Genomic DNA, 26,831 nt, shown 5'->3' with positions numbered 1-26,831 from the left:
CCTGAATTTCGAAAGTAACTGTGCCTGAAAAATGAAAAAAGGGCCCAAATCTTTGGTAGAATAGTGTTTGCGAAAACAACATCACCCAAAGAGAGGAGCACCTTTTAGGTGAAGTCTACCACACCCGTCAGCAAAATCAAGACTGAATTTTCCTTGCGTCACGCTTCCAGCGTTGGTGGAAGCAAAGTATTCCTGGAGTATCTCGAAAAAATCGAACTGGACAAAGCATTGCAGAACTTGAGCAACATCAAACACAGGCACTCCCTGTTCCCTGTTTTTCGCATCCTGCTCTACCTCATAATCGGCTGGACACTCGGTTGTGAACGCCTTTTTCATTTTCGAGCGTTGCAACAGGATGCACTTGTGCAACGTTTCCTCGGTGGACGCTGTCCACACCACACCTTGCTGTATAAAGAATTGAATCGGTTTGGTAAGCAACCAACTTTCACACTCGACTTGAGAAAGTTGAATCAGCAGGTCATCGCGCCTGGTTTGCCCGATGAACTCATCATGGATCTGGATTCCACCGTGGAAACCGTTTTTGGTCACCAAAAAGGCGCGGCCGTTGGCACGAATCCCCACAAACCGGGACGTAAAAGCTACCATCCGCTGTTGGCTTATGAAGGCCAATCTCGTTTGTGTTTAAACGCTGTTCTTCGTGCTGGAAATACGCATTCATCCACGAATGCCGCTGACTTCCTCCGCCAGACGTTCGAATTGCTTGGTGATCGTCCGGTGAAGTATGCCCGATTTGACAAAGGATTTGGCGGTGAGGACTTTTACGGCTTATGGGAATCCAAAGGAATCGGGTATGTAGGAAAATTGAAATGGACCCAGCGACTTCAAGCGGAAGTGCAACGCTGCTCCGTTTGGAAGCGATTTGTCGATGAGGAGTGGATCATCGAGGGCATTGTACTGGTCTACAAAGCCACCTCCTGGAAGAAAGCACGCCGTGTTGCCGTCATCCGCAAAGCACAGGTGTACGATGGGGATCAATCTCGGCTTCTTCTTGATACAGATTGGCAGTATGAAGCGATCGTCACAAGCCTTGAGTGGGAGCCGATTGACCTGTGGCATTTCTACAACCAGCGTTGCTGCATGGAAAACCACATCAAGGAAGCCAAGCGTGGCTTTTCCATCAACCGCATTTCGACAAGCCGCTTCACCGCGAATGAAATCGACTTGCTAATCAAGCTGTTAGCATACAACCTCTACGAACGGTTTAAACGCGACTGCTGTGAACCGGTTCATCACGGGTATACGATTGCCCGGTTTCGTCAGGAGTTTTTCCTCTGTGCCGCGACCATCATCCAGCATAGTCGGCAGGTGATTCTCAAGTTGGCGAGAGATTTCCCGAACCGCTACACTTGGCTACGGATCGCGACAAAAGTTGCTGCGCTGGAATGACCGCTTCCAAAAATAAACATGGAAATGCAATGCCTCTGTGGGATGGGGAGGGGGAAAATATGCCCTTCTTTTCGAATTAGCGCTCATGGGACTGGATATTTTCTTGTTTATTACAGTTGCTACCCGCCCTAGTAGGTTACTAACTCGCCTCCATTACGGGCTTTCGAAATCTGGGTTTAATACTCTTGGGCCCGCCTGGGGTAGGAAAAACCCATCTCTCAGTGGGGTTGGGGATGGAGGCTGGCAGTCGCATCGTCAGAGGAGAATGAAGATTTTAGCGCAAGAAGGGTCGCGGATAACGCCCCGTCCACCCGATGGAGTAGCATGTATACGGATGAGCAGTGGATTTATGTCGATCTTGGCAGTCTTAAGCAAATCAGTAGAATCAGACTCGTTTGGGAAGGGGCTTATGCGCTGGAATACGAAGTGTTATGTTCGACGGATATGGAAAATTGGGAGGTGATTCAGCGTATTTCGAATGGACGTCCAGGACCGGTGGAATTGGAGCGTTTGTCCGTAAAAGCCCGTTATGTGAAAATAAATTGCTTGCAAAGAGGGAGCATTTATGGCTATTCCTTATGGGAGCTTGCCGTATTTAACGACCAAGTGAATATCGACTGCTAGTACGTCGTCATGGGGAAGCAACCTTAGGGTAATCAAAAGAGGGAGTGAAAAATAACAAAGGGAGTGACGTGAAATGAGCCTAAAGTAAAGCTATATAAGTTGAATTATTGACTTTCTAAGAATTCTCCTGATTCCATCCTGATACAAAGCCGCTCGATAACCTTTTGGGGAGTTTTCATGAAAACATTATTAACAACGTCCGCCTTTAACTATTTCCACAGTCCTTCAACGATATTAAGCTCAGGGCTATAGGTGGCAGAAAAACCAGTTGAAGCCATCCTTGTTGCTCATCGAGAAACGGTTCAAGCAGTTTCGCATGATGAATGCGGGCATTGTTTAATAACATGGCTATTTTACCTGTGGGATAAGCTGCAACGACTTTCTGCAGAAACGGTAGAAACTTTTCAGCCGTATATTCTTCATCTTCCTGCCAGACGATGTTGCCTGTCACGTAATGAACGGTTGAAAATAACTTTACTCCCCGATGCTTATCGGTTGTTTTGATGATTCGCTGCTTTCCTTTTTCAAACAATGTATGCTGAAGAGCTTGATAATCACGGATCATGGCTTCATCTTCAAACAATAAATGTACTAGCCTTGCATAGAACCCTGACATGAAGAAGACTTCATGCTCTTGACGTGGAACGATTAATCATTATTTGTAAAATTTACACCTATCTTTTCCCTGGAAAAGCTAAAAGTCGATTTCCCACTAACCATAGGGATATGTTACCGGAAAATATATAAATGCCATTATTATCTATCCAATCACCACTTTAACGGTCTTATGCTGCTTTGGGTGTTTTGGGGACCGACCACCCTTTCGTTTCTTTCGCCTACCCTTCGAGTGCTTTGGTCGGTTTGCGGTGCAGCGCCATCAGAAATTGGTCCCACGTCTTGTTCATGTAGGCTCGAAGCAGCTTTACAAATGACCATAGCGTTTGAGTGGTCTCGGCCTCCTTGCGGACCAACATGACCAAATCATACGCGATCAAGGCTAAAAAAATCTGGTTCCATACGGCCGCTGGATGTGAACTGTACAAATGGACTAAGCTCATCTGCTTCCTCATCCACTTAAAGAACAATTCAATCATCCAGCGGCACTGGTAGATCTCGCAGAATTGGGCTGCGGACTTATCCCAGACATTCGTGAGCACACGGTACTGGCGATTCTTCTCATCGGTATACTCCACTAACCGGAGCTGGACTTCTATTACCTGGCCTTCTTCATCCTTGTAGCTCACGATCACGTCAGCATCCCGCAACACAGGTGTCGTTTCATCGACCTCACGCTCGCAGATGATCGCCGTCTTGCTGCTTTTCTGAATACGTGCCACGAAGCTCAGATTATGATCCAGCCACTGCTTATAGTGACGATAGGTGATGTATCCGCGATCCAAAACATGAATGGCATCTCCATCGATCACCAAATCCAGCACCACTTCCTTGTCGCCAACACCTCGTGTGGAACAACACAACAAGTTTGGTGTGCATCTTCACCCCGTTGCTCTTTCTGGAGTGCAGGCCCATTTTCCAGCGACTTGAACTGTGACCCTTAACATGGGCAGTATAAAAAGCACTACGCTGCCAGAAGATGATTCCTATATTCGTTAGGGGTCATCTTCTTTAGTGTCCATTGATATCGCTCGGTGTTGTAAAAATGAATGTACTCGTTAATGCGAGCTCGAAGTTCGTCAATGCTTGTACAATCTTTGTACTCTAGTTCGTCTTTCATATGACCGAAAAATGACTCCATTGGTGCGTTGTCATAACAATTTCCTCTTCGGGACATGGATTGTCTAAATCCAGCTTCTCTTACGAGTTTTTGAAAATTGGGATGTGTGTAATGCATGCCTTGATCCGAATGGAAAATGGCGTCGGGATGAATATTGCCACCCAGTTGTTCTAATAGCTTGTCTAACGTTCGATCCACAAGAGACAGTTCAAGCGAAGTCGACAAGTAATGCGCAGGGATCTCATGCGTGGAACCGTCTTTTACGCAAGAGAGATATCCCCATTGCTGACCATGGTTGTATTTGAGGTACGTTATATCTGTGAGCAGCACTTTCTCCGGCTCTCTGCGGATGCGTGAACAGGAAGGTCCAGCCAGCCAGCATGGAGCGGGATGCTGTGGCCTTCCGTTCGATCTGCTCCCGGTGGGACAGGCGGACGAGGAAAAGGCAACCGAGGAGCAGCAGCCCGGAGGACAGCTGCAGCACGAGCGAGTGGCCGAGCCTGGCGCCGGCAGTCCAGCCGAGCAGCGACAGCATCTGCATGCTGGTGGAGACGAGGCTGTTGGCCTGCACCCGCTTGTCCTCTTTGACAAGGCGCGGACAGCGCGCATTGGAGCAGCAGGAACAGCCGCGTCACGTTGGCGGCCGTCAGCTTCGTGTACCAGAACGGCAGCGAGAAGCCGCTCGACAGCACAGCGATGGAGCGGACGGAGGAGACCGCTCCGGCGAAGGTCGCCGAACCGGTCAATTGGTATACGGCGGCGATCAACATCATCATATAAAGAGAGCCTACCAGATTGGCGAACGATCGGCTCGACAATAGCGAGTAAAAGGAATGATTCAAGTCAACACTCCATTGCCGCGGCGTTCGCGTGAAGGGCGGGAATCCGGCCTAGATGAATGCCGTTGTCAAGTAATTTTTGCCTATTATTTCATGCAGGAAAAATTATGCTGCTTAATTTTTGTAATAATTATTTTGCTTCATTGCCTGTCGCGGGCTTTTTTCGATGAACTGTCTTTCCTTTATCCGACGTTCCTGATATATTAAATCATAAACGACAATATATTTTTGAAAAAAAATTTCAGAATGCAGTTGCTAGGAATCGATCTGATATCTGAACAGTATGCCTGCTCGAGGAATACCAACAGGAGGGAAGTACGATGATATTGAACGAAGTGCGGCAAGAGCTGCTTCGGCTGCTGGGCCCGGAGCGCTTCCGCGACGATATGGAAGCGCTTATCACGCATTCGTATGATGCAACCCCGATGCTTCAGACGATGCCGGATGCGGTCGTCTACCCGGAATCGACGCAGGAGGTGCAGCATATTCTCCGTCTTGCGAATAAGCACCGCATTCCGATTGTTCCGCGGGGAGCGGCCAGTAATCTATGCGGCGGCACGGTGCCGGTATCCGGAGGCATCGTCGTGGCGATGACCCGCATGAACAAGCTGCTCGAACTGGATACCGACAATCTGACGGCCACGTTCCAGCCGGGGCTGAATACGAAGCAGTTCCACCGCGAGGTGGAGAAGAAGGGTCTATTCTATCCGCCCGATCCGAGCAGCATGGTGATCTCGACCTTGGGCGGCAACATTATGGAGGGCGCCGGCGGCTTGCGCGGCTTGAAGTACGGCACGACGAAGGACTATGTCATCGGTCTGGAGGCGGTTCTTCCTTCCGGCGAGGTCATCCGGACCGGCGGCAAGCTGTACAAGGACGTCGCCGGCTACGATTTGACGAAGCTGCTCGTCGGATCCGAAGGGACGCTCGCCATCGTGACGGAGGCGACGGTGAAGCTTATCCCTGCGCCCGGAGTGAGACAGACGATGCTGGTCGCTTTTGAGGATATTTACGCGGCGGCCCGCTCCGTCTCGCGAATCGTGGGCGCCGGCATCATTCCCGCGACGCTGGAGTTCATGGATCAGCCGACGATACGGGTCGTGGAGGAATACAATCATATCGGCCTGCCGACGGATATGGAAGCGGTGCTCTTGATCGAGCAGGACGGTCAGGAGCCGCTGGGCGTCGGGAAGGATATGGATGCCATCGCCGCGATATGCCGGGAGGAAGGGGCGGCCCGCATCGATATGGCGCGGGATGAGCACGAGGCGGAGCAGCTGATGAAGGCGAGGCGCAGCGCGCTGTCGACCCTGGCGCGCATCCGCCCGACGACGATATTGGAGGATGCGACGGTGCCCCGCTCCCGCATCGCCGATATGGTTTTGGCCATTAACCGGATTGCGGCCCAATACGAGTTGAATATTTGCACCTTCGGCCATGCCGGGGACGGGAATCTGCATCCAACCTGTACGACGGATGCGAGAGACAGCGCGGAGATCGAACGGGTGGAGCAGGCGTTCGCCGATATTTTCGAGGAGGCGATCCGGCTCGGCGGCACCATCACCGGCGAGCACGGCGTCGGCACGGTCAAGGCGCCTTATCTGGAATGGAAGGTCGGGGAGGCCGGCATCGCCGTCATGAAAGGGATCAAGCAGGCGTTCGATCCGAACGGCATCATGAATCCGGGCAAAATCTTCGCCAAGCCCGCACGCAAAAGGCTGGTGATTACGCGATGAGCAGCGGCAGCATGACCAACAGCGAGAACGGCCTGCAGGACAAGGAACGCGCTCAGCGTCAGCCGGGCGCACTGCAGCGGCAGCTCGTCCAGACGCTCGATTACGAGCAGCTGATGAACTGCATGCGCTGCGGATTTTGCCAGCCGTCTTGCCCGACGTTCCGGGAGACCGGCTTGGAAGCCGCTTCTCCGCGCGGGCGCATCGCCCTCATGAAGGCGGTGGCGGACGGGCTGATGGAGCCGGACGCGGCCTTCAAGCAGCAGATGGATCTGTGTCTGGGCTGCCGTGCCTGCGAGCCGGTATGCCCCTCCGATGTCAAATACGGCCAACTGTTGGAGCAGACGCGGGAAGTCTTGTTCGAGCATACGGAGCCGCAGCCCGGAGCGGTACCGCTGCGCCGGCTGCATAAGCTGGCGAAGCCTGTCTTCAAGCGCCATCGCCGCTTGCGGCTGATGAGCACGATATTGCAAGCGTATCAGCGCTCCGGTCTGCAGCGGCTGGCACGGCGGGGCCGGATGCTGCGATGGCTTCCGCAGCATATGCAGACGATGGAGCGGATTATGCCCCAGGCCGACAGCCGCGGCGTCGTGAAGCGGGCCGGGGGGCGCCGCTTCCCTGCCAAAGGGAAGCGTATCGGCACGGTCGGACTGTTCCGCGGCTGCATTATGGATGTGCTGTTCACGGAGACGAATGTCAATACGGTGCGTCTGTTGACGGAGGCCGGCTACGACGTCGTCATTCCGGAGGAGCAGTCCTGCTGCGGCGCCTTGTTCTCCCACAGCGGCGACCGGAAGACGGCGCGAGAGTTCGCCTTGCAGAATGTGAAGGCGTTCCGGGAAGCGGACGTGGATTACATCGCCTCCAATGCGGGGGGGTGCGGGGCGACGCTGATCGAGTATGAACATCTATTGGCGGAGGAAGCGGAATGGGCCGAACCGGCGCGGCAGTTTTGCAAGCAAGTGAAGGATATTAGCGAGCTGCTGCTGCGCTCGGGCCGTTGGAACGAACTGGCGGATCCGGACAAGCGATCGCCGGATGCGGATTCGCGCCGCTCCGTCACGGTCACCTATCAAGATTCGTGCCATCTCCGCAATGTGATGCGGGCCGGGGACAGTCCGCGCCGCTTGCTGCGCATGATGCCGAATACGAAGTTCGTGGAGCTGGAAGGGGCGGAGATCTGCTGCGGTTCGGCAGGCATTTATAATCTGATGCAGCCGCAGATGGCGAACGATATTCTCGACGCCCGAATGGACGCCGTTGACGAAACGCAGGCTTCCGTCATCTTGACGAGCAACCCGGGCTGTCTGCTGCAGATGAAGGTGGGAGTGGAACGGGAGCAAGCGCATGACCGGATTCAAGTTATGCATATTGTCGATTATTTTGCGGAAAAAGTGTTGAACTAATATATCATAATAAATATAGGCAGGAGGAATGGACGTGAATGTCATTCCATTGCAGGCCGAGTGGCTGGTTCCGATGCTTGACTTATGGAACCGGGAGTTGGGCGAGCATTTTCCGATGCGGGAAGAGCTGCTTCGGCACAATACGTTGCAAGATGTCAATGTCTATGCACCGGGTTCATGGCTGGCTCATGGACCGGATGGAACGCTGCTCGGCTTCGTCATAGCGAAGACGTGGCAGGAAGAAGAACGCGGCATGAAGCTGGGGGAAGGCGGGGGCTGGATTCAGGCGCTGGTCGTTCGTTCCGAGGCGAGGGGCCGCGGGCTGGGAAGCCGGCTGCTTGCGCTAGCGGAAGAAGCGTTGCAATCGGCCGGCGTGGACAAAGTCTTTATGGGACGGGATCCGTGGCATTATTTCCCCGGAGTTCCGACAGCGCTCGCATCGGCCCGCCCATGGCTGGAGCGGAGAGGCTACCGCTTTTTATATGAAGTGCATGATCTGTATGCAAGCGTCAAGGATGAATCCGCCGTCCGTCCGGCCTATTCCGGGGGCGCGCAGGCGAGACTGCTGGAATGTAGCGATCGGGAAGAAATGCTGCGTTTTTTCCGCAGATGCTTCCCTGGACGCTGGTATTATGAGGCGCAGTGCTATTGGGAACGCGGAGGGCAAGGCCGGGAATTCCTCGGCCTGTTCACAGAGAGCGGAGAGATGATCGGCTTCTGCCGCGTCAACGATGAAGCTTCCCCGTATATCGCCCAGAATACGTACTGGGCTCCGCTCGTCCCGGAGCCGCTCGGCGGGATCGGTCCGCTCGGCGTGGACAGCCGTTATCGCGGCAAAGGCTACGGGCTGGCCTTGGTAGAGGAAGGCATCGCGGAATTGCAGGCGCGCGGGATGAAGCATCTCGTCATCGACTGGACGGAGCTCGTCGATTTTTACGCCAAGCTTGGCTTTCAGCCGTGGAAGAACTACGATCTGATGGCGAAGTCGTGGAGCGAGGATTCGTAGGGCCGCGCGCTCTTGCCGGAACAGGGAGAAGCAGTGGCGCCCCGGGCGATGCATTGCAGATGCCTGGGCGTATGGTGGACGGGCGGGACCGGGGGCGGCCCGTCCATTTGCCGCTGCTGCGCCATGCCAGTCAGATACCGATGGCGTTCGGCCGTGCCGCACGGTAAGATAGAGACATCAGGATACGACATCAGGCATGGACAAGCATCCGAGAACGTGTCCGAGCGGAATGAAAGGGGGAACCACCCATGTTTGCTTCGCCGACGAAAGGCGGCCTGATCATGCTGTCCGATATGCTGGGCAAGCTGCCTCCGTCCGAGAAGAAAATCGCGTCGTATATTTTGGCGCATCCCGAAGAAGCGATCTCGCTGACCGCTTCCGAGCTGGGAGAGAAATGCCATGCCAGCAGCGCTGCCGTCATCCGCTTATGCAAATCGCTGAAGTTAAAGGGCTTTCAGGAATTGAAGCTGCGCATTGTCGGAGATTTGAATAAGTCGGAGAGCGAAGGGTACCGCGACATCAAGCCGAATGAGCAGGTCGACACGGTATTGGCGACCATGACGAACAACAGCATTCAGGCGCTGCGGGAGACATCGGAGATTGTGAACCTTCACGATATGGCTGCGGTGGCCGAGCTGTTGATCCGGGCGCGGAACATCCATTTCTTCGGCGTGGGGGCATCGTCGATAATCGGCATGGATGCGCAGCAGAAATTTCTCCGGATTAACAAGCCGGCCACCGCGTTTACGGATCTGCATATGGCTGCAATGAATATTGCGAACATGACGGAGGAGGATGTCGTATTTGGCATTTCCTATTCCGGAGAGACCTTGGAAGTGGTCGACCTGCTGAAGCTGGCCAATGCGAAGGGCTGCCAGACGGTCAGCCTAACCCACTACGGAGATTCGCCGGTCGCCGCGGAAGCGGGCATCAACCTGTACATCTCGGCGACGAAGGAAGCGACGTTCCGGAGCGCCGCGACGTCTTCCCGGCTTGCCCAGTTGCACATCATCGATGTGCTGTTCATGTGCGTCGCCTCCCATCAATATGACGAGACCGTGCAATACTTGGATCAGACGCGGGAAGCGATTCGCTTCATCAAGGACCGGCACGGTTAAGAGTTGGACAACCTGATACTCCGGGCAACGGCCCCTCCCGTGACTTCATGCCGCAGGAGGGGCTTCGCGATCCGAGGCTTCCGCACCGCCGCCGCCCGCCTGCATATAATGTAATCCGCCCAGATGATGTTGGCGGCAGGCAGAACACGGCAAGGAGGGAACCCGAATGATGGATCGGCCGTCGCTGATGAAGCGAAGAGACGAAAGGGCGAGCGCTTATACGCACGGCATCGGAATGGTATGCAGTCTCGGCGCGTTGGCTCTGCTGGTGGAGGCGGGGATAAGCCATGGGACGGTATGGCATATTGTCAGCGCGGGCGTGTATGGGCTGACGCTCGTGATGATGTTCGCCATATCGACGATCATGCACAGCACCCCCGAAGGGGAGCGCAAGGCATGGCTGACGATGGCGGATCATATGTCCATTTATGTATTCATTGGCGGGAACTACACGCCGTTTCTGCTTGTGTACATGCGGAATGAATTCGGCTGGAAGCTGCTCGGGGCCATCTGGGGGACGGCGATTGCCGGCATTATAGTGAAGCGATACTATACGGGGCGGTACATGTGTATCTCGACGATCGGTTATCTCGCGATGGGCTGGCTCATTGTCGCGGCCTGGCCGGAGCTGTCCGCCGTGCTGTCACCGGCGGGTCTTGTCCTGCTCGTATGCGGAGGCATTAGCTACTCGGCGGGCATCGTATTCTTCGTATGGGAAAAGCTTCCGTATCACCATGCGATCTGGCATCTGTTCGTGCTGGCGGGAGCGGGACTGCATTTCGTATGCATTTACCGCTATGTCCTGCTCGGATGACAGCACGCAGTTTTTAGGAAGGAGGGGCGCCAGGCCCCGCAGGAATGCAGCCGGCATGACGCCTCTCTTCACGGCGAATATTACAATTACAGATGGCGCTCGGCATAAATGCGCATGGCGTCGCGCAGCGTCTCCGCCAGAGCGGGATGGAATCGGTCGTACAGCTTGCGGAAATCGGCGTGGTCCACGTACAATTCGCCCAGGCCGGCATAGACCTCTCGCGTTGGGGTGTAGAAGCGGCTCACCCATTGGAAGTGCTCGGCGATAACCTCCTGAATCGGGTCGCTTTCCGGTGGGAAGCCCTCGCGAATGAGAGACGCGATGCGCTCGTGAATGCGCTCGGACTCCTGCTGCACTTCCTGCCAGTCGCTGCGCGACCAGGCGTTGGTGCGGGCTTCGCTCTCCCGGATATGGCGTTCAGCGCCCGCTCCGTATCTTTCCTTCAATTCCTCTACATACTTCTCCTGCTTGCTTCGGTCAAATCCGTCGAACCATTGCTCTGCGTTCATGACTTGTTCTCCTTTCGTGTCGTCCATTGTGCGATCCAGCGTGGCCACCAGTCGCTGAAGCCGCTCGATTCGTTGACGCCGGATAGCTTCGATACTTCGTTTACGGTGTAGGCCATCGATTCATCGCCCCCTTCATACCTGCGCTTCGAGTGTGTTCAAGCAACCTTCTTGGTGCTGAAAACCCGCCTTTTGGAACACGCCCATTATAAAGGGTGACGTAACGTTACGGTCAATATGCAAAAAAGAAATGTGCGAATGTTAAGGTTGATCCCTTGACATGGTGGTCGGTTTCGGATATGATTAGGAACGTTGATGGGCTGTAAAGGTTTTTTCCTTGACGAAAGGAGTGGCCCGGATGAACGAGGAACATGTTCTGGAGAAGACGAACCGCGTCAACATGCTGTTCGATTTCTACGAACCTCTCTTGACGGAGAAGCAGCAGACGTTCCTGAAATGTTATTTTCAAGATGATTTTTCATTAGGCGAGATCGCCGCTGAATTCGGCATTAGCCGCCAGGCGGTGTATGAACATATTAAGCGGGCGGAGCAGACGCTCGGCTCCTATGAGAGCAAGCTCGGATTGGTAGCGAAGTACGAACGCCGGAAGCAGCTGCTGGATGCGCTGCGCGACGAATTGAATGAGATAATGGGTATGCCCGACCCGCAGCGTGCGGAACTGCAGAAGATTATCCGTGAACTGCAGGCGTTGGATTAAGGGAACGGGGTGAATAGGAATGGCATTTGAAGGACTAACGAGCCGGCTGCAGAATGTATTCGGCAAGCTGCGCGGCAAGGGGAAAGTAAGCGAAGACGACGTCAACGAAGCGATGCGCGAGGTGCGCCTCGCGCTGCTGGAGGCCGATGTCAACTTCAAGGTCGTCAAGGAATTCATCAATAAGGTGAAGGAGAAGGCCGTCGGCCAGGAAGTGATGAAGAGCTTCACGCCGGGCATGGTCATCGTTGACATCGTCAACAAGGAGCTGACCGAGCTGATGGGCGGAACGGCCGCCAAGCTGGCCAAGGCGAACAAGCCGCCGACGGTCATCATGATGGCCGGCCTGCAAGGCGCCGGGAAGACGACCACGTCCGGGAAGCTGGCGAAGCTGCTGCAGAAGCAGAACCATAAGCCGCTGCTGGTCGCGGCCGACATTTATCGGCCGGCCGCCATCAAGCAGTTGGAGGTGCTCGGCGCGCAGATTAATGTGCCGGTTTTCTCCCTGGGCGATCAGGTCAGCCCGGTAGAGATTGCGCGCCAGGCGATGGAGCATGCGCGCGCCAACCATCTCGACTATGTGATCGTCGATACGGCGGGCCGCTTGCATATCGATGAAGCGCTGATGGAGGAACTGAAGCAGATTCACGAGACGGTGAATCCGGACGAAGTTCTGCTTGTCGTCGATGCGATGACCGGTCAGGATGCGGTCAATGTCGCGGAGAGCTTTAACCAGCAGCTTGCGCTGACCGGCGTCGTGCTGACGAAGCTGGACGGCGATACGCGCGGCGGCGCGGCGTTGTCGGTCAAGGCCGTGACAGGCTGTCCGATCAAGTTCGCCGCTCTCGGCGAGAAGATCGATGCGCTTGAGCCGTTCCATCCGGAGCGGATGGCGTCCCGGATTCTCGGCATGGGGGACATGCTGTCTCTGATCGAGAAGGCGCAGGCGAACATCGATGCGGACAAGGCGAAGGAAATGGAGATGAAAATGCGCAACGCCGCATTTACGTTCGACGATTTCCTGGAGCAGATGCAGCAGGTGAAGAAGCTCGGGCCAATCGATCAGATTTTGGATATGATTCCGGGCATGAACAAGATGAAGCAGACGGCCAATCTGAAGGTGGATGAACGCCAGATGGGCCGAATCGAGGCGATTGTGCGCTCGATGACGAATGAAGAGCGGCAAAATCCCGATATTATCAATCACAGCCGCCGCAAGCGGATCGCTGCCGGCAGCGGAACGTCGCTGGCCGACGTCAACCGGCTCATTAAGCAGTTCGACGAGATGCGCCGGATGATGAAGCAGTTCACCGAGATGATGGGGCCGAAAGGTCCGAAGATGATGAAGAATTTGAAGAGCAAGGCCGGCAAAGGAATGAGATTTCCTTTCCGCTGATGCATAGGGCCGGTTCCCCATAACGAACCGAATTCCGTTAAGGAGGTGAAAGTCGTGGCAGTACGTATCCGTCTGAAACGTATCGGTGCTCATAAAGCTCCGTTCTATCGTGTCGTTGTATCTGACTCCCGCTCTCCGCGTGATGGTCGATTCATCGAGGAAATCGGTTACTACAATCCGGTAGCTCAACCGGCAGTCGTTAACATCGACGAAGAAAAAGCGTTGAAATGGCTGCAAACAGGGGCACAAGCTTCTGACACCGTTCGCAACTTGCTTAGCCAAGCTGGCGTCATGAAGAAGTTCCATGAGCAAAAATACCAGAAGTAATCTAACCGTTCGGAGGGTCGCGAATGGAAGAGTTAGTGTATGTTATCGCACGCGCTTTGGTCGATCATCCGGAGGAGGTCCGTGTGAAGGCCGTGGAGAAAGACCATATCATCGTCTATGAGCTTCACGTCCATCCTGACGATGTCGGGAAGGTAATCGGGAAGCAAGGTCGCATTGCCAAGGCGCTTCGCACGGTCGTCACATCGGCAGCCGTTACGCTTCCAAAAAGGGTTGCCGTAGACATTATTTCTTAATCATGACGAATCGGGTTAGGATGAGATCCTAACCCTTTTTCGTATAGATGAAGCAATTGTGATACACTTATAATGCTTGTTGCACTACCTTTAGGAAGACCCGTAATAGCAGGAGGATCGAGACGAGATGTCTGAACAATTGTATACCGTCGGCAAGCTGGTCAATACGCACGGTATTCGCGGCGATGTCAAAATATTGGCAAGCACCGACTTCCCGGAGGAGCGCTTCGCCTCGGGCAGCGAGCTGATTTTGCAGCACCCGGAGACGAAGGAGTCGCTCACGGTCACCGTGGAACGCGCACGGCCGCAGAAAAATGTCTACATTGTCAAATTCAAAAATTTCGACAACATCAATGACGTGGAGCGCTATAAGGGCTGGAGTCTCTATGTTACCGCCGATCAGCAGAAGGAGCTGCCGGAGAACGAATACTACTATCATGAGATTATCGGCTGCCGCGTCGTCACCGATGAGGAGAAAGAGTTGGGCGTGATTAGCGAAATTCTGGCGCCGGGCGCGAATGATGTCTGGGTCGTCAAGCCTGCGAAGGGCAAGCCGATTCTGCTTCCGGCCATTCCGGATGTCATCCTCGACGTCGATATTCCCGGCAAGCTGGTGAAGGTCCATCTGATGGAGGGGCTTCTGTAATGCGCATCGATGTATTGACGATCTTTCCGGAAATGTGCGAGGGCGTGTTCCGTTCGAGCATTTTGGGGAAGGCGCAGGAAAAAGGGCTCGTCACGTTGAATGCGGTCAACTTCCGGGACTATTCCGGGAACAAGCATCAGACCGTGGATGATTATCCGTACGGCGGCGGCGGGGGCATGGTGCTGAAGCCGGAGCCGATCTTCGCGGCTGTCGAAGCGGTAATCGCGCAGGCGGAGGCGGAACGGGCGCCGCTTGCGCAGGAAGGGCCAGCCCTGGGAGCCGACGATTCGGATGTCCCAAATGTTCCAAGAGAGTCGGACGGGCCGAATGGCCCGAACCGTCTGGAACGGAAGCGGCCGCGGGTCATCTTGATGTGTCCGCAGGGCGAGCCGTTCACCCAGGCGAAGGCGGAGGAGTTGGCGCAGGAATCGCATCTGATCCTGATATGCGGCCATTATGAAGGCTATGATGAACGAATCCGCAAGCATCTCGTTACCGACGAGCTGTCGATCGGCGACTATGTGCTGACCGGCGGCGAACTGCCGGCAATGGTCGTGACCGACTCGGTCGTGCGCCTCCTGCCGGGCGTGCTGGGCAATGAATCTTCGGCGGTGACGGATTCATTCAGCACCGGCCTGCTGGAATATCCGCATTATACGCGGCCGGCTGATTTCCGCGGCTGGACGGTGCCGGATGTGCTGTTGAGCGGCCATCATGCGAAGGTGGAGCAGTGGCGCAAAGAGCAGTCCCTGCGGCGCACCGTGGAACGGCGTCCGGATCTGCTCGAGTCCATCGAGCTCGACGAGGCGGATCGCAAGCTGCTGGAGCGCATCCTCGCGGAACGGCAGGCGAATGAAGCAAATAAGGAATAGCGCAGAAGAGCACTTCCCCGGGATGTGCTCTTTTTGCAATAATATTCGATCACAGAAGTGACAGCATGCAGGAAAAGCCCGTGAACCAAGGCAGGCATGCCATAGTTCATGGGCTTAGGTGTGGGAGTAACTTGCGGCTCGTCCGCGTCAAGCTGCGAACATCTTCAGCAGATCAATCAACGGAGGAATAATGGCGCCAATGAATTCCAATACTGCGATGAATATTGTCATATCAATCACTCCCTGATATGATTTCCAAGAAACTGTAACGTCCCTTGTACTAACTATATCGGCAAACTGTCTCTATTTTTGAACAATTGTTACGGAAAAAATGAAAAAAATTGCGTAAGGATACATACGCCCGAGAAAATCAGGATATTGATGTTGGAAAGGCAGACCTTGGAACGGTTATCTTCCTATAATCAGCATCAGCGTCCTGATACTTATACAAAGTAATAGGGGTATATTTACATTAATAGAAATATTTTCTTATTCTAAAGAACTATGGAAATATAGTAATTTGAAATAAAATAGAGAGGAGGAATATTTTAGTTTCGTCATTATTTTCGTCATCTTTGTTTTTTGCATTACCGGCGAATGCAGATTATGGTTGCAATAGTACTGGTGGTGGAATAGGTATGAATTGTACTGAAGTTGCCCCAGATATTACAGCAAGTTTTACTAGCATATTACGCGAAAACGCAAAATTGGCAAGAGATGAGTATAGAAAAAGCGCTTCTTCGCCGTTAACAAACAGACCGCTGGAGAACGCCTCCAGCGGTCTTCTCTTATTCGGCATCCTCCAGCGTCAGCTCGATGACGGTATCGATGTCATCCGGGAGCTGGGCCGTCGGTATATTGATGAATAGATAATCCGGATAGTCGACCGCATTCCACGGCGTCTGAATGTTGACCTCGGCGCCGTCGGCCAGCAAGCGCGCTTCCTTCACGCGGCCATTCAAGCCCTGCAGCGCGATCGGCCCAATGCCCCGATCCAAAATATGCGCGTACAGCTTATTGCCTTTTTGCGTGTACCGTCCCCATTCCGGCTTGCTCAGGGCTGCCGACCCGCAGCCGTAGATGCTGTCGCCGTTCGCCCGCATCCAGGCTCCGACTTCCGTCAGCACGTCAAGCGATAGCTGCGGAATCTCGCCCTTCGCATTCGGACCGACATTCAGCAGCATGTTCCCGTTCTTGCTCACGCATTCGACGAGGCCGCGAACCACCTGCTTCGGCGTCTTGTAGTCGCGGTCATGCGCGTGATAGCCCCAATGATGATTCAGCGTAATGCACGCCTCCCACGGAATCGGCTTCCCGTCTTCGTTGACGATGCCATGCGGCGGCAGGAGCTGCTCCGGCGAAGCGAAATCGCCCGCATAGATTTCCGGCTCGCGTGCCTTGATGCTGCCGCCCAACCGGTTATCGATCAACACATTCGGCTGCAGCTCGCGAATCATCTTCACCAGCTCGGTCGCCTTCCACTTTTCCCCGGTCATATCCTCGTAAGAGAAATCGAACCAAAGCACGTCGATTGTTCCGTAGTTGGTCAGCAGCTCCTTTACCTGGCCGTGCATATAATCGAGATAGCGGTTGAAGTCCTGCGGGCGATCCTTGAACTCCGCGTTGTCTCGCATTGGATGCTGACGATCGCCATAGGCCGGATAGTCCGGATGATGCCAATCGATAATCGAATAATAGAAGCCGACCTTGAGCCCTTCGGACCGGAAAGCGTCTGCATATTCACGAATAAGATCGCGGCCCGCCGGCGTATTCGTCGCTTTATAGTCGGTCAGAGCGCTGTCGAACAGACAGAAGCCGTCATGATGCTTGGTCGTCATGACCGCATATTTCATGCCTGCGGCTTTGGCGGCCTTGGCCCATGCCTTCGGATCGTAATTTACCGGATTGAAGCTATTGAAATATTTTTCGTAATCCTCGACCGAAATGCGCTCGAAGCTGCGGACCCATTCGCCTCGGGCGGGAATGGCATATAATCCCCAATGGATAAACATGCCGAATCGATCGTGATTGAACCATTGTATACGCTGTTCGCGTGCGGTTAACGTCATTGTTTCTCTCTCCTTTGCCCTTATTTGTCCCCATTGTACGATGGAGCGGTTATAATGAAGATAGAGAGAATTCATTCGTTTTTGGACAAAATTAAGATTATGGAATGGAGCATGCAAGCATGGGAAAGCCGGAGCTGCTGCAGCGCTATCTGGCCAATGTGCGGCTGAGCGTGACCGACGCATACTACACGAAATGCAATCCCGGCTGGCGCGAAACCGACTTTGTGCCGGAATTCAACCGGATGTATCTCATACGAAGCGGAGAAGGGCGAATCGAAATCGACGGAACGGCCTATTATCCCGGGCCTGGCCAAATGGTCATTATGCCTGCCCGCGTTATTCAGTCCTATGGAACGATAAGCGCCGATACATACGAGAAATTTTGGTGCCACTTCACGGCCTTGATCGGTGAGCGCCATTTGTTCCAGTCGATCCGAATTCCGTATTGCCTTACGCTGCCGGACGACGTGTTCCGGGAGGCGGAGAGCCATTTCCAACGGCTCATCCGATGCCACGCCCGCGGAGATTGGACGGCGGAGCTGAACAAACAGGCGATGCTGATCGATCTGCTCAGCCTGTACTTCCGGACGGCGGGGCTGGAACGCATTGATCTGCCTTCGTCCCAGGCGCTGGACAAGCTGAATGTGGCCCTGCAGATGATGAACGAGCATCTGTCGGAGCGGCTGAACGTGCAGCAGTTGGCGGAGCGGGTCCATTTTCACCCGAATTACTTCATTACCTTGTTCCGGGAGCATATGGGGGAGTCGCCGGTTCAATATATGAAGCGGATGAAAATCGAGCGGGCGAAGCAGTTGCTGCTGACGACGGCCTTGACGGTGACCGAAGTGGCCGATGCGGTCGGACTGGATGTATATTATTTCTCGCGCTTGTTCAAAAATAGTACCGGATTCAATCCAACGTCGTTCAAAGCGGCGCATAAGGAGGAGGCGAAGTGACAGATGATGGCGGATAACGATAACAAGATGCGGCTGTTTATCGGCGTGCCGCTGGGCGAGTCTGCCAGCGCCGCCCTCGATAACTGGACGAAGCAAGCGAGGCGTGAGTGGACATTTTCCCGCTGGGTTCATCCGGCGGACTACCATATCACGCTGCAATTTCTCGGCGACACGCCGGAGTCGAAGCTGGCGCCGCTGCTGGAAGGGCTGAAGCGGACGGCGGCCCGCAGCGCGCCGTTCCGGCTGTGCTTGGGCGGATGTGGCGCATTCGGCCTCCCTGAGTCGCCGCGGGTACTATGGGCAGCGGTCGCCGGAGATATCGATAGGCTTCATGAACTGCATCATCAGGTTCTGGAGACGACCTCTCCGCTCGGCTTCATGCCGGAATCGAGGCCATACCGGCCCCATATTACGATCGCCCGCAAGTATAAGGGCACTGCGCCATGGGACCCGGGCATGCTGGAGGAGGATAAAAGCGGCGCGGCGGCGGAATGGACGGCCGATCGCTTCTGCTTATTCCGAACGCATATGCAGTCGACGCCGATGTACGAGCGGCTGGGGGAGTTCCGGTTATCCGGTACTTCCGGTTCATAAAAAAGGGCTTGTTTTCACCCGCAGGACATCCGGGGAAAACGGGCCCTTTTTCACATATATTTACGGGTTTGCCACCTTTATAATAAAAAAGACCTGTCCAACCGGCATTTTTCGCCATGAACAGGCCTTTTCTTGTCTTCGTTTGCGAGGACAGTACCAGACAGGAGGGATGAGACACATTTTGAAAAAGCGCATACACGCCGTTATCTGTCGGGAAATGTTGTTATCGTACCGGTATGACGATGCTGCGCCCTGCCGCCGTGACTGCTGGAAGGAATGGAGGAGAGACGAATGACTAGACTCGCATCTCGGGCCGGTCTGCTGCTGCTCATCGTATCTGCCGCCCTGATGGCAGGCTTCAAGCAGGCGGACGAACCGCGGCAGGCGACATGGGTATGGCAGGCCGAGCGCATCGTTTCGGATCCGGAGCAATTGATGTCTTTTGCCGAAAATAACCAGATTAATGTGATGTACCTGCATATCCACCCGGATGTCCCGGAGTCGGCATACCGCCAATTCGTGCGGCAGGCCGCCAAGGAAGGCATTGAAGTGCATGCGCTGGCGGGCGATCCGAGATGGGCGCTGCCGGCGCACCGCGGGCGGATGATGGATTTTCTTCACAAAATCCAACGTTACAACGCACAGGCTGCGGAGGAGGAGCGGTTCCGGGGAATCCACCTTGACATCGAGCCGTACGTGCTTCCGCAATGGGAAGAAGACGCAAATGAGATCATTCATGCGTGGATGGACAACGTCGACGTCTTCCTGGAGGCCGGGAGGAAGGAAGGCCGTCTCGAGTTCGGCGTGGACATCCCGGTATGGTTCGATGGATACGCCGGAACCGATCCGTCGGATGCTTCTTTGGCGGAATCGGTCATGAAGCGCTTTGATTACACGACGTTGATGGCGTACCGTCACGAGCTGGAAGGAGGCAATGGCATCCTGGCCCTCATTCGCGAGGAGATGGCTATCGGCGACCGGCTCGGCACGAAGGTCTTAGTCGGGATCAACGCCAAGCCGATGCCGGGAGAAGAGCATACGACGTTCGCCAATCAGGGCGCCGCGGCCATGAACGACGCTTTGAAGCAGATCGGGGCATCCTTGGCGGGGCATCCTTCCTTTGGAGGAACCGCCGTTCACGATTACCGCTATTGGAGCGACCTGCTGGCGCAGCAGCCGAATGTGCCCGATCCGGCGGAACCGGAACCGAAGCCGGATCCGCAGCCCGATCCTGGTCCGAAGCCTGAGCCGGAACCGAACCCCGACCCGGGAAAGCCTGAACCTGCTCCGGATCCCGACCGGGTCCCGGACGCTTCGCCGATTGAACGCGTCAAGCCGGTTGTCGGCACCTATATTTGGCGGGCCGAGCTGGCGATTCACCAGCCGGACGAGATCATCGCCTTTGCCCGCGACAAAGGCGTCAATCTGCTTTATGTCCGGTTGGATCTGGAGCAGCCGTACGAGGTCTACCGCTCGCTCGTGAAGAAGGCGCATGAGGCGGGCATCGAGATGCACGCCATGGGCGGCCACCCCGGCTGGGCGTTGCAGGATTATGCTCCGCGCATTCGCAGGCTGATCGAGTACGTGAAGAAGTATAACCGCGCGGCGGAAGCGGATGAGCGGTTCCATGGCATCCATCTGGACGTCGAGCCTTACGTGCTCCCGGATTGGTCGAGCCGCAAGGATGAGGTACTGCGCCAATGGACAGCCAATATGAAGATGTTCGTGGAGGAGACGAAGCGGAATTCGAATCTGGAGACGAGCATCGATTTGGCCGTGTGGCTGGATCGGACGCTCCTGCCTGACGAGCCGGACCTGTCGGTCAGCGAATGGATGATTCGCACGATGGATCATGTGTCGCTGATGGCGTTCCGCAACACGGCAGACGGCTCGAACGGCATAGCGGCCGTTGTCGGCGACGAGATGCGCATGGCCGACCGGCACGGGAAGCCGCTCATCGTCACCGTCGAGATGAAGCAGAGCCCGGAAGGCGGCCATATTTCCTTCTTCGACAAAGGCAGCGCCGAGATGGAGAAGCAGCTCTCTCTTCTGCCCGAACTATTGGGCGAGTTCACCGCTTATATCGGCAACGCGGTGCATGCATACGATTATTGGAAGGAAGCGAAGCCTTGATGCGGTTGGGGCTGGCCGCATCTGACCGTTAATCCGGCCCCCCAAGACCACTTTCCCTTCAGGGTATGGTATCCTTGATGGAGAAAGTGGTTTTTTGTCATGTTGCGAACCAAAGCTGCATTCGGGCTGGCATGAAGGACGGCCTGTCCATGTCTTTTCGTCCGCTTGCCATTATACGCGATGGTATTTAGGAGGATACGATGTCAAGATATGAATCGATTCGCGAACAGATTCGCCGCAATCCTTCGCTCTATCAGCTCGAGCCATGCAGTGAGAAAGAGATAGCAAGAGAGCGGATAGAAGGCGTGCCTGAGGACTACATTGATTTTTTGAGAGAAATCGGCTACGGCCACGGCGGGTATTTTCATTTTTATGGCGGCCTGGTTGAAGTGGATGAGATTTATGACGCATGTTATGATGAGGACGAGCATGCAGATCTGCAGCAGGTGCTGTTGTTCGGGGACAATGGTTCTGGCGATGCAGTGGGCTTCCTGACAACGGATGGCTGGGCGCTTGTCGAAATATGGCATGATGATAACCTGTCGCTTCATTACCGCGAGGAACAAAGCTTTGAGGAATTCGTGCGGCGGCTGTTCGTTCCGAACCAATAAGCGCAAATTGCCGGACGCCACGCAAAATCGCTTGCTTCCAAGCCGCAGAGCCTCACAAAAGCAATGGAGCGCCTGTTTTATTTATGGGAAAACGGATCATACTGAATAATGACGCAATGCGCTGGACCATACCCGTTTGCGAAGACAGGCTGAAAATAAGATGAATACATAAATTATTTTCTTGTAATCGGTTGGGCGGTATGCTAGAATTATTTCTGTTGTTTGGAATACGGTGGTCCTCTATATTCGATGAGGTCGAGCGCATGGAGCGCTCCCGAGATGTATGAACACCTGTGCGGAAGGAGGGAGTCCAAGATGAATATCGTTCAAGCAATTACGCAAGACCAGCTTCGCAAGGATATTCCTAGCTTTCGTCCCGGCGATACTTTGAAAGTATATGTAAAAGTTATCGAGGGAACTCGCGAGCGTATCCAGTTGTTCGAAGGTGTGGTCATTAAGCGTCGTGGCGGCGGAATCAGCGAAACATTCACCGTTCGTAAGATTTCTTACGGCGTAGGTGTTGAGCGTACGTTCCCGCTTCATACGCCTAAAATCGATAGAATCGAAGTGGCTCGCCGTGGTAAAGTGCGTCGTGCGAAGCTTTATTATCTTCGCAATCTTCGCGGTAAAGCAGCGAGAATCAAAGAAATCCGTTAAGGAACCGGGGGCTTGCTTAGCTGCAAGTCCCTTTTGCTATTTTATTCCACGTAAGTGGCCGAAGCTTGCATGTTCGCCTACCGATAGCGTATGATATGACTGCATAGCAGCAATTCGAGGAAAGCGGGGCACTGCCGATGGATCAACACGACCAAATGATGCAACCGAATGCGGAAGAGCCGCCAACCAAAAAGCCGCAAGCGAAAAACGAGCTTCTGGAGTGGGTGAAAGCGATTGCGATCGCCGTTGTGCTCGTCGTCATCGTGCGATGGCTGTTATTTGCTCCGTTTATCGTAGACGGCCCTTCCATGGAACCGAATTTTTGGACGGGCGAGCGACTTATTGTGAATAAAGTATTGTATGATTTCCGCGAGCCGAAGCGCGGGGAAGTGGTCGTCTTCCACGTTCCGGAGGAGAATCGCGATTTGATTAAGCGGGTTATCGGCGTGGCCGGAGATACGATTGAATACCGCGGCGACGATCTGTACGTCAATGGCAATAAGGTTGAAGAACCTTACATACAAGAAGCGCTGGACGAAGCTCATAAAAATGGCGAGCTGTACAATGATCGCGATTTCCCGAATGATTTGATTCAAAAGAACACCGTGCCGGAAGGGCATATTTTCGTTATGGGAGATCACCGGAACAACAGCACGGACAGCCGCATGCTTGGATTTATTTCGTTGAAAGACGTCATTGGAAGAGCGGATGTTATTTTCTGGCCGCTGTCGCATGCGAAGCTTGTACAACACCACTAGGCAGGCAGAGACTGAATCATCAGGAGGTGGATGCCGATGACTATCCAATGGTTCCCCGGGCATATGACGCGCGCCCGGCGGCAGATCCAGGAGAAGCTCAAGCTCATTGATGTCGCCATCGAACTATTGGACGCGCGGTTGCCCATGTCCAGCCGCAATCCGATGATTGGCGACATTTTGCAGAATAAGCCGCGGCTAATATTATTGAACAAGGCGGATCTGGCCGATCCGGAGATGAATGCGCGTTGGCTGCAGGCGTTCCGCGGCGAAGGACATGCCGCGCTCGCGATCGACGCCTCGACAGGCACGAACGTCGCGCAGATCCCCGGCGAGGCCCGGAAGCTGCTGGAAGAGAAAATTCAGCGCCAGATCGCCAAGGGGATGAAGCCGCGCCCGGTGCGCACGCTTATCGTCGGCATCCCGAATGTCGGCAAATCGACGCTCATCAACAAGCTGGCTGGCCGCAGCGTGGCCGCGACCGGCGATCGCCCGGGCGTCACCAAGGGGCAGCAGTGGATCAAGGTCGGTTCTGAGATGGAGCTGCTCGATACGCCGGGCATTTTGTGGCCCAAGTTCGAGGACCAGGAAGTCGGCTACCGGCTTGCGGCGACCGGAGCGATCAAGGATGAAATATTGAATGTCGAAGATATCGCGTTCTACACGATCAAGCAACTGGCCGACCAGTATCGGGATCGCCTCAATGAACGCTACGGCCTCGATATTCCGCCGGGAGGCGGCCGGGAACAAGATGAGATTGTCGAGATAATGGAAGCGATCGGCCGTAAGCGTGGATGTCTGATGGCTGGCGGACGCGTCAATCTGGAGAAAGCGTCGGGCCTCATCCTGCGCGATCTCCGCGGAGGCAAGCTGGGCCGGATAACGCTCGAGGAGCCGTATTCCTTCCTCGTCAATGAGAACGGGAATTGAACGGGAAAGCGCCGTATGCGCCGATTCATCGGACGCGCGGCGTTTTTTTGATCCTCGTCCCAAATTTTTCAGCGCTCGCTCCATTTCCCCTGGCGGTCAACCCGCATATGAAGCCGCAGCATGGCACAGGAGCCATTTTCCACTCCGGCAAGGGAGAATATGTGAAGGTTCTTATGAGCACTCTCCCATCGCGTCAGGGAATGGGTATGCGTGGACACGAGCTTACGAGCAATCTCATATTGGGTCAGGTATGGGTATGGGTGGAAGAACTTACGAATATTCTCCCGTCGGGAGGGAATGTGCAGCGTGGAGGAGCTTATGAGCACTATCCCGTCGAGTCAGGGAATGAGTATGCGCGTAGGATCTTACGGGTACTCTCCCGTCGAGTCAGGAAATGGGTATGGATGGAGGAGCTTATGACTATTCTCCCATCGAGTCAGGAATGCATGCAGACTACCTACAACCAATATACCCTGAGCTCAGAAAGCAGTGCTTGCGTTACCATTTCCAGCCTGATTTTGGCTTATTGTCTATGATATATGAAAGCAGCGCTTTAGATAAACTGACGGAAAGGGATAATGGGTGAAAAGGATGGGGAAGGGAAGGTCAACCTGACTAAAAGGGAGACTGGTGAAAAGAGCCGAAATGACGGATAATCATGGCTGCATGAGAGGTCGGAATCCACATGAAAAGAGAAATAACCGAGTACGATTCCGACAAAGAATGACATGTTGTTCCATATGCAGAACATATGTAGTTATTTGGCGTATAGATAGATATTATACACCAATCGTAACGGGATGCTTTGCAACCGGGCGGATGATGGGAATTTTAGGAGAAATCAGGCGAGTGAAGTGCAGGAAGAGGGGATAGATTATGGGTCAGCGCAAGATAGCGGATCCAGAAGCGGAAGCGATCGATCTGACCGCTTGGGAGAAGCGGTTATGGGAAGAGGGGCTTCAGTATGTGGCCGGCATTGATGAGGTCGGTCGGGGCTGCCTGTTCGGCGATGTGGTGGCGGCGGCAGTCATACTGCCCGCGGGCATCGTAATTGAGGGGATAAATGATTCGAAGAAACTGTCGGCGAAAAAGCGCGAAGCGCTCTATGAAGAGATAATGGAATGCGCGATCGCTTGGTCTGTGGCGCAGGTCGATGCGTCAACCATTGATCGCATCAACATTAAGCAGGCTTCGCGCCTGGCCATGAAGCAGGCTGTCGAGGGGCTCGGCGTCCGCCCTGACATGCTGTTAATCGACGCGGAGCGAATTGATTGCCCGCTGCCGCAGGAAGCGATTGTGAAAGGGGACGCGAACAGTCAATCTATCGCGGCGGCCTCGATTGTCGCCAAGGTAACGCGCGATCGGCTGTGCGCGGGCTTGTGGGACGAGCTCTACCCTGACTATGGCATTGCCGTACATAAAGGATATGCAACAAAGCAGCATCGCGAGCAGTTGGAGCGGCTTGGTCCGACGCCGATGCACCGCAAATCGTTCCTCAAGTCGCTCTTCCCGGAGGAGGAACAGTTGAGCCTGTTCTAGGGATGTGAGGTCCTATGGGCCTCTGGTCCGGCTTATATTCCGGCCACCGTTTGCCGATATAGAAAGAAGTATATTGTTCTTAAGGAACGGGGGTTGGCGTGTGAATATTTCGCAGATGGTGCGCGGCTTGGTTGGGGAGGCGAGACCCGGCGAGCAGCGAACGTTGGAATTGAAAAGCGGCCAGGTGGTCCGCGGCACCGTCTCCAGCGTGGCCGAGAATGGACGCGAGGCCGTTATTCAGATCAACGGGGTGCCCGTGCGCGCTGTGCTGGATACGCCGATGCGCCCGGGACAGACGGCTTGGCTTCAGGTGCAGGGACAGCAGGCGGACGGCATGATTATGCTGAAGGCGGCTGACGGTCCGGCGTTCGCTCAGCTCCCTTCGATAGAGGAAGCGTTGAAGCAATCCGGTCTTCCGGACGAGGGTTGGGCTCGAAGACTCCTGCACGAACTTCAAAAAGGTGGTCTGCCGCTGACGAAGGAGCTTGCCTCCCGGTTGGCGCAGGCATTGGCGGCCAAGCCGCAAGGCGTTCCGGCCGAGCGATGGATGCAGGCAGCCGGTCTTGCATTGCGCCGCCAGCTGCCGTTGAGCGGCGAGACGCTGCGCGGCCTGCAGCAAGCGATGTTCGGCAAGCCGCTCAATGATCTGCTTGCCGGCTTTCAACGTGCAGGCGAGGCTGCGCTAGCCCGGACCGCAGGAGGACCGGCGGGCGGGGCAGCTCCTTGGGCTGCGTCGCTCCGGGAAGCGCAGGCGCTGGTTCGCGACATTATGGCGTCGCTCCCGCGCATGGATTCCGCTTCCAGCGCCGGGCCGAGCAGCCAAGCGCCAGCTCCGGCGGCCGCGGGAGGGAACCCGGCGTCGTCTGCCGCGGCTTCGGCTGCGGGTCAATCCGCGGCAGGCGGCTTGCCAGCAGGGAATGCCGCCACGCACGCGGGCGGCGGCCCCGCTGCCGGGCCGGCGGGCGCAAGTGCTTCGCCAGTGTCAACAGGAGCGGCTGGGCCAACGGCCTCAACGGCGGCCGCTGCTGCGGGCGGCGAACGCACTCCCGGCGTGACTGCGCCTGCCGCCACCGCGCTCGCCCAGGCGCCCGCCGCGGGCGGAGGTGCCTGGATTGGGCGCCTGCTGCAGCTGCTCGGCGTGCCGCATGAGCAGCAGGTGCACCGGGCGGCCGTCCTGGAGATGACGGCC

27 protein-coding genes and 3 pseudogenes are annotated in these 26,831 nt (G+C 55.2%); 24 read left to right on the top strand and 6 right to left on the bottom strand.

All coding sequences use genetic code 11. From position 1 onward, the window contains the following. Positions 1-108 precede the first annotated feature (108 nt). The 3 genes and pseudogenes from ABD76_RS12345 (at position 109) to ABD76_RS12335 (ending at position 2,031) form a co-directional block, all read left to right on the top strand. Positions 109-1,407 (top strand): IS1380 family transposase, encoded by a 1,299-nt coding sequence (locus ABD76_RS12345; RefSeq protein ID WP_197253375.1) that lies wholly within the window; start codon positions 109-111, stop codon positions 1,405-1,407. A gap of 164 nt (positions 1,408-1,571) precedes the next feature. Next, positions 1,572-1,664, top strand: a pseudogene (locus ABD76_RS12340) (ATP-binding protein); the annotation flags it as partial. Then, positions 1,621-2,031: a discoidin domain-containing protein gene (locus ABD76_RS12335; RefSeq protein ID WP_197257252.1), complete on the top strand. Its 411-nt coding sequence runs from the start codon at positions 1,621-1,623 to the stop codon at positions 2,029-2,031. The pseudogene ABD76_RS12340 and the gene ABD76_RS12335, both read left to right, overlap by 44 nt. Before the next feature lie 205 nt (positions 2,032-2,236). Here ABD76_RS12335 and ABD76_RS12330 read toward each other — a convergent pair whose 3' ends face one another. The 4 genes and pseudogenes from ABD76_RS12330 to ABD76_RS29510 all read right to left on the bottom strand — a co-directional run bounded on the left by ABD76_RS12330 (position 2,237) and on the right by ABD76_RS29510 (position 4,337). Beyond that, positions 2,237-2,647, bottom strand: coding sequence for a transposase (locus ABD76_RS12330; protein ID WP_197257250.1), 411 nt, complete (start codon positions 2,645-2,647; stop codon positions 2,237-2,239). Positions 2,648-2,867: 220 nt separating this feature from the next. Then, the gene (locus tag ABD76_RS12325; RefSeq protein ID WP_338125106.1) at positions 2,868-3,509 is read right to left on the bottom strand and encodes a transposase; all 642 of its coding nucleotides are present in this window, start codon (positions 3,507-3,509) and stop codon (positions 2,868-2,870) included. A gap of 101 nt (positions 3,510-3,610) precedes the next feature. Further along, a pseudogene (locus tag ABD76_RS12320) lies at positions 3,611-4,108 on the bottom strand (IS3 family transposase); the annotation flags it as partial. Then, positions 4,008-4,337, bottom strand: a complete 330-nt coding sequence (locus ABD76_RS29510; RefSeq protein WP_242069537.1) for a hypothetical protein — start codon at positions 4,335-4,337, stop codon at positions 4,008-4,010. The gene ABD76_RS29510 and the pseudogene ABD76_RS12320, both read right to left, overlap by 101 nt. Positions 4,338-4,402: 65 nt before the next feature. On the opposite strand from ABD76_RS29510, the gene ABD76_RS29505 reads away from it, so the two are divergent. The 6 genes from ABD76_RS29505 to trhA all read left to right on the top strand — a co-directional run bounded on the left by ABD76_RS29505 (position 4,403) and on the right by trhA (position 10,682). Further along, positions 4,403-4,546, top strand: coding sequence for a hypothetical protein (locus ABD76_RS29505; protein WP_242069534.1), 144 nt, complete (start codon positions 4,403-4,405; stop codon positions 4,544-4,546). A 379-nt stretch (positions 4,547-4,925) separates the two neighbouring features. Further along, positions 4,926-6,341: an FAD-binding oxidoreductase gene (locus tag ABD76_RS12310; protein ID WP_197257246.1), complete on the top strand. Its 1,416-nt coding sequence runs from the start codon at positions 4,926-4,928 to the stop codon at positions 6,339-6,341. Further along, positions 6,338-7,744, top strand: coding sequence for a (Fe-S)-binding protein (locus ABD76_RS12305; protein ID WP_197257244.1), 1,407 nt, complete (start codon positions 6,338-6,340; stop codon positions 7,742-7,744). The genes ABD76_RS12310 and ABD76_RS12305 overlap by 4 nt, the downstream gene beginning before the upstream one ends. Before the next feature lie 28 nt (positions 7,745-7,772). Continuing rightward, positions 7,773-8,750 (top strand): GNAT family N-acetyltransferase, encoded by a 978-nt coding sequence (locus ABD76_RS12300; protein WP_197257242.1) that lies wholly within the window; start codon positions 7,773-7,775, stop codon positions 8,748-8,750. A 248-nt stretch (positions 8,751-8,998) separates the two neighbouring features. Beyond that, on the top strand, positions 8,999-9,868 hold the full coding sequence (locus tag ABD76_RS12295; RefSeq protein ID WP_197257240.1) for a MurR/RpiR family transcriptional regulator: 870 nt from the start codon (positions 8,999-9,001) through the stop codon (positions 9,866-9,868). A 166-nt stretch (positions 9,869-10,034) separates the two neighbouring features. Continuing rightward, positions 10,035-10,682, top strand: a complete 648-nt coding sequence (gene trhA, locus ABD76_RS12290; RefSeq protein WP_197257238.1) for a PAQR family membrane homeostasis protein TrhA — start codon at positions 10,035-10,037, stop codon at positions 10,680-10,682. Between the two features lie 86 nt (positions 10,683-10,768). On the opposite strand, the gene ABD76_RS12285 is transcribed toward trhA, so the two are convergent. Next, positions 10,769-11,191, bottom strand: a complete 423-nt coding sequence (locus tag ABD76_RS12285; protein WP_197257230.1) for a TipAS antibiotic-recognition domain-containing protein — start codon at positions 11,189-11,191, stop codon at positions 10,769-10,771. A gap of 355 nt (positions 11,192-11,546) precedes the next feature. Between ABD76_RS12285 and ABD76_RS12280 the strand changes: the two genes are divergently transcribed. The 6 genes from ABD76_RS12280 (at position 11,547) to trmD (ending at position 15,398) form a co-directional block, all read left to right on the top strand. After that, complete coding sequence (locus tag ABD76_RS12280) at positions 11,547-11,906, top strand: putative DNA-binding protein (protein WP_087443022.1); 360 nt, start codon at positions 11,547-11,549, stop codon at positions 11,904-11,906. Between the two features lie 19 nt (positions 11,907-11,925). Beyond that, positions 11,926-13,299, top strand: a complete 1,374-nt coding sequence (gene ffh / locus ABD76_RS12275) for a signal recognition particle protein (RefSeq protein WP_197257228.1) — start codon at positions 11,926-11,928, stop codon at positions 13,297-13,299. Positions 13,300-13,353: 54 nt separating this feature from the next. Then, positions 13,354-13,626: a 30S ribosomal protein S16 gene (gene rpsP / locus ABD76_RS12270; protein WP_006676643.1), complete on the top strand. Its 273-nt coding sequence runs from the start codon at positions 13,354-13,356 to the stop codon at positions 13,624-13,626. 23 nt (positions 13,627-13,649) lie between these two features. Continuing rightward, positions 13,650-13,880, top strand: a complete 231-nt coding sequence (locus ABD76_RS12265) for a KH domain-containing protein (protein WP_168182982.1) — start codon at positions 13,650-13,652, stop codon at positions 13,878-13,880. A 127-nt stretch (positions 13,881-14,007) separates the two neighbouring features. Continuing rightward, entirely contained in the window at positions 14,008-14,526 is a 519-nt protein-coding gene (gene rimM, locus ABD76_RS12260) for a ribosome maturation factor RimM (protein ID WP_197257227.1), read from the top strand. After that, the gene (trmD, locus tag ABD76_RS12255) at positions 14,526-15,398 is read left to right on the top strand and encodes a tRNA (guanosine(37)-N1)-methyltransferase TrmD (RefSeq protein ID WP_197257226.1); all 873 of its coding nucleotides are present in this window, start codon (positions 14,526-14,528) and stop codon (positions 15,396-15,398) included. The genes rimM and trmD overlap by 1 nt, the downstream gene beginning before the upstream one ends. Positions 15,399-16,186: 788 nt before the next feature. On the opposite strand, the gene ABD76_RS12250 is transcribed toward trmD, so the two are convergent. After that, positions 16,187-17,467: an alpha-L-fucosidase gene (locus tag ABD76_RS12250; protein WP_197257225.1), complete on the bottom strand. Its 1,281-nt coding sequence runs from the start codon at positions 17,465-17,467 to the stop codon at positions 16,187-16,189. Positions 17,468-17,586: 119 nt separating this feature from the next. Here ABD76_RS12250 and ABD76_RS12245 point away from each other — a divergent pair, with 119 nt between their 5' ends. The 9 genes and pseudogenes from ABD76_RS12245 to ABD76_RS12205 form a co-directional block, all read left to right on the top strand. Next, the gene (locus ABD76_RS12245; protein WP_197257224.1) at positions 17,587-18,423 is read left to right on the top strand and encodes an AraC family transcriptional regulator; all 837 of its coding nucleotides are present in this window, start codon (positions 17,587-17,589) and stop codon (positions 18,421-18,423) included. Positions 18,424-18,426: 3 nt separating this feature from the next. After that, positions 18,427-19,017 (top strand): RNA 2',3'-cyclic phosphodiesterase, encoded by a 591-nt coding sequence (gene thpR / locus ABD76_RS12240; protein ID WP_197257223.1) that lies wholly within the window; start codon positions 18,427-18,429, stop codon positions 19,015-19,017. 291 nt (positions 19,018-19,308) lie between these two features. Then, on the top strand, positions 19,309-21,150 hold the full coding sequence (locus ABD76_RS12235) for an SGNH/GDSL hydrolase family protein (RefSeq protein WP_197257222.1): 1,842 nt from the start codon (positions 19,309-19,311) through the stop codon (positions 21,148-21,150). Between the two features lie 200 nt (positions 21,151-21,350). Beyond that, positions 21,351-21,761, top strand: a complete 411-nt coding sequence (locus ABD76_RS12230) for an SMI1/KNR4 family protein (RefSeq protein WP_197257221.1) — start codon at positions 21,351-21,353, stop codon at positions 21,759-21,761. A 315-nt stretch (positions 21,762-22,076) separates the two neighbouring features. Further along, positions 22,077-22,418 carry a 50S ribosomal protein L19 gene (rplS, locus tag ABD76_RS12225; protein WP_197257220.1) on the top strand — a complete coding sequence of 114 codons (342 nt, stop codon included), beginning with the start codon at positions 22,077-22,079 and terminating at the stop codon, positions 22,416-22,418. Between the two features lie 137 nt (positions 22,419-22,555). Further along, positions 22,556-23,176 carry a signal peptidase I gene (lepB, locus tag ABD76_RS12220; RefSeq protein ID WP_197257218.1) on the top strand — a complete coding sequence of 207 codons (621 nt, stop codon included), beginning with the start codon at positions 22,556-22,558 and terminating at the stop codon, positions 23,174-23,176. A 36-nt stretch (positions 23,177-23,212) separates the two neighbouring features. Continuing rightward, on the top strand, positions 23,213-24,103 hold the full coding sequence (gene ylqF, locus ABD76_RS12215; RefSeq protein ID WP_197257216.1) for a ribosome biogenesis GTPase YlqF: 891 nt from the start codon (positions 23,213-23,215) through the stop codon (positions 24,101-24,103). Positions 24,104-24,979: 876 nt separating this feature from the next. Next, positions 24,980-25,642, top strand: a complete 663-nt coding sequence (locus tag ABD76_RS12210; protein WP_197257214.1) for a ribonuclease HII — start codon at positions 24,980-24,982, stop codon at positions 25,640-25,642. A 100-nt stretch (positions 25,643-25,742) separates the two neighbouring features. Continuing rightward, positions 25,743-26,831, top strand: a pseudogene (locus ABD76_RS12205) (DNA ligase); the annotation flags it as partial.

This window comes from Paenibacillus dendritiformis, from assembly GCF_015845845.1.
GTDB lineage: Bacteria > Bacillota > Bacilli > Paenibacillales > Paenibacillaceae > Paenibacillus_B > Paenibacillus_B dendritiformis_C.
This window is presented reverse-complemented; position numbering and strand designations above follow the sequence as displayed.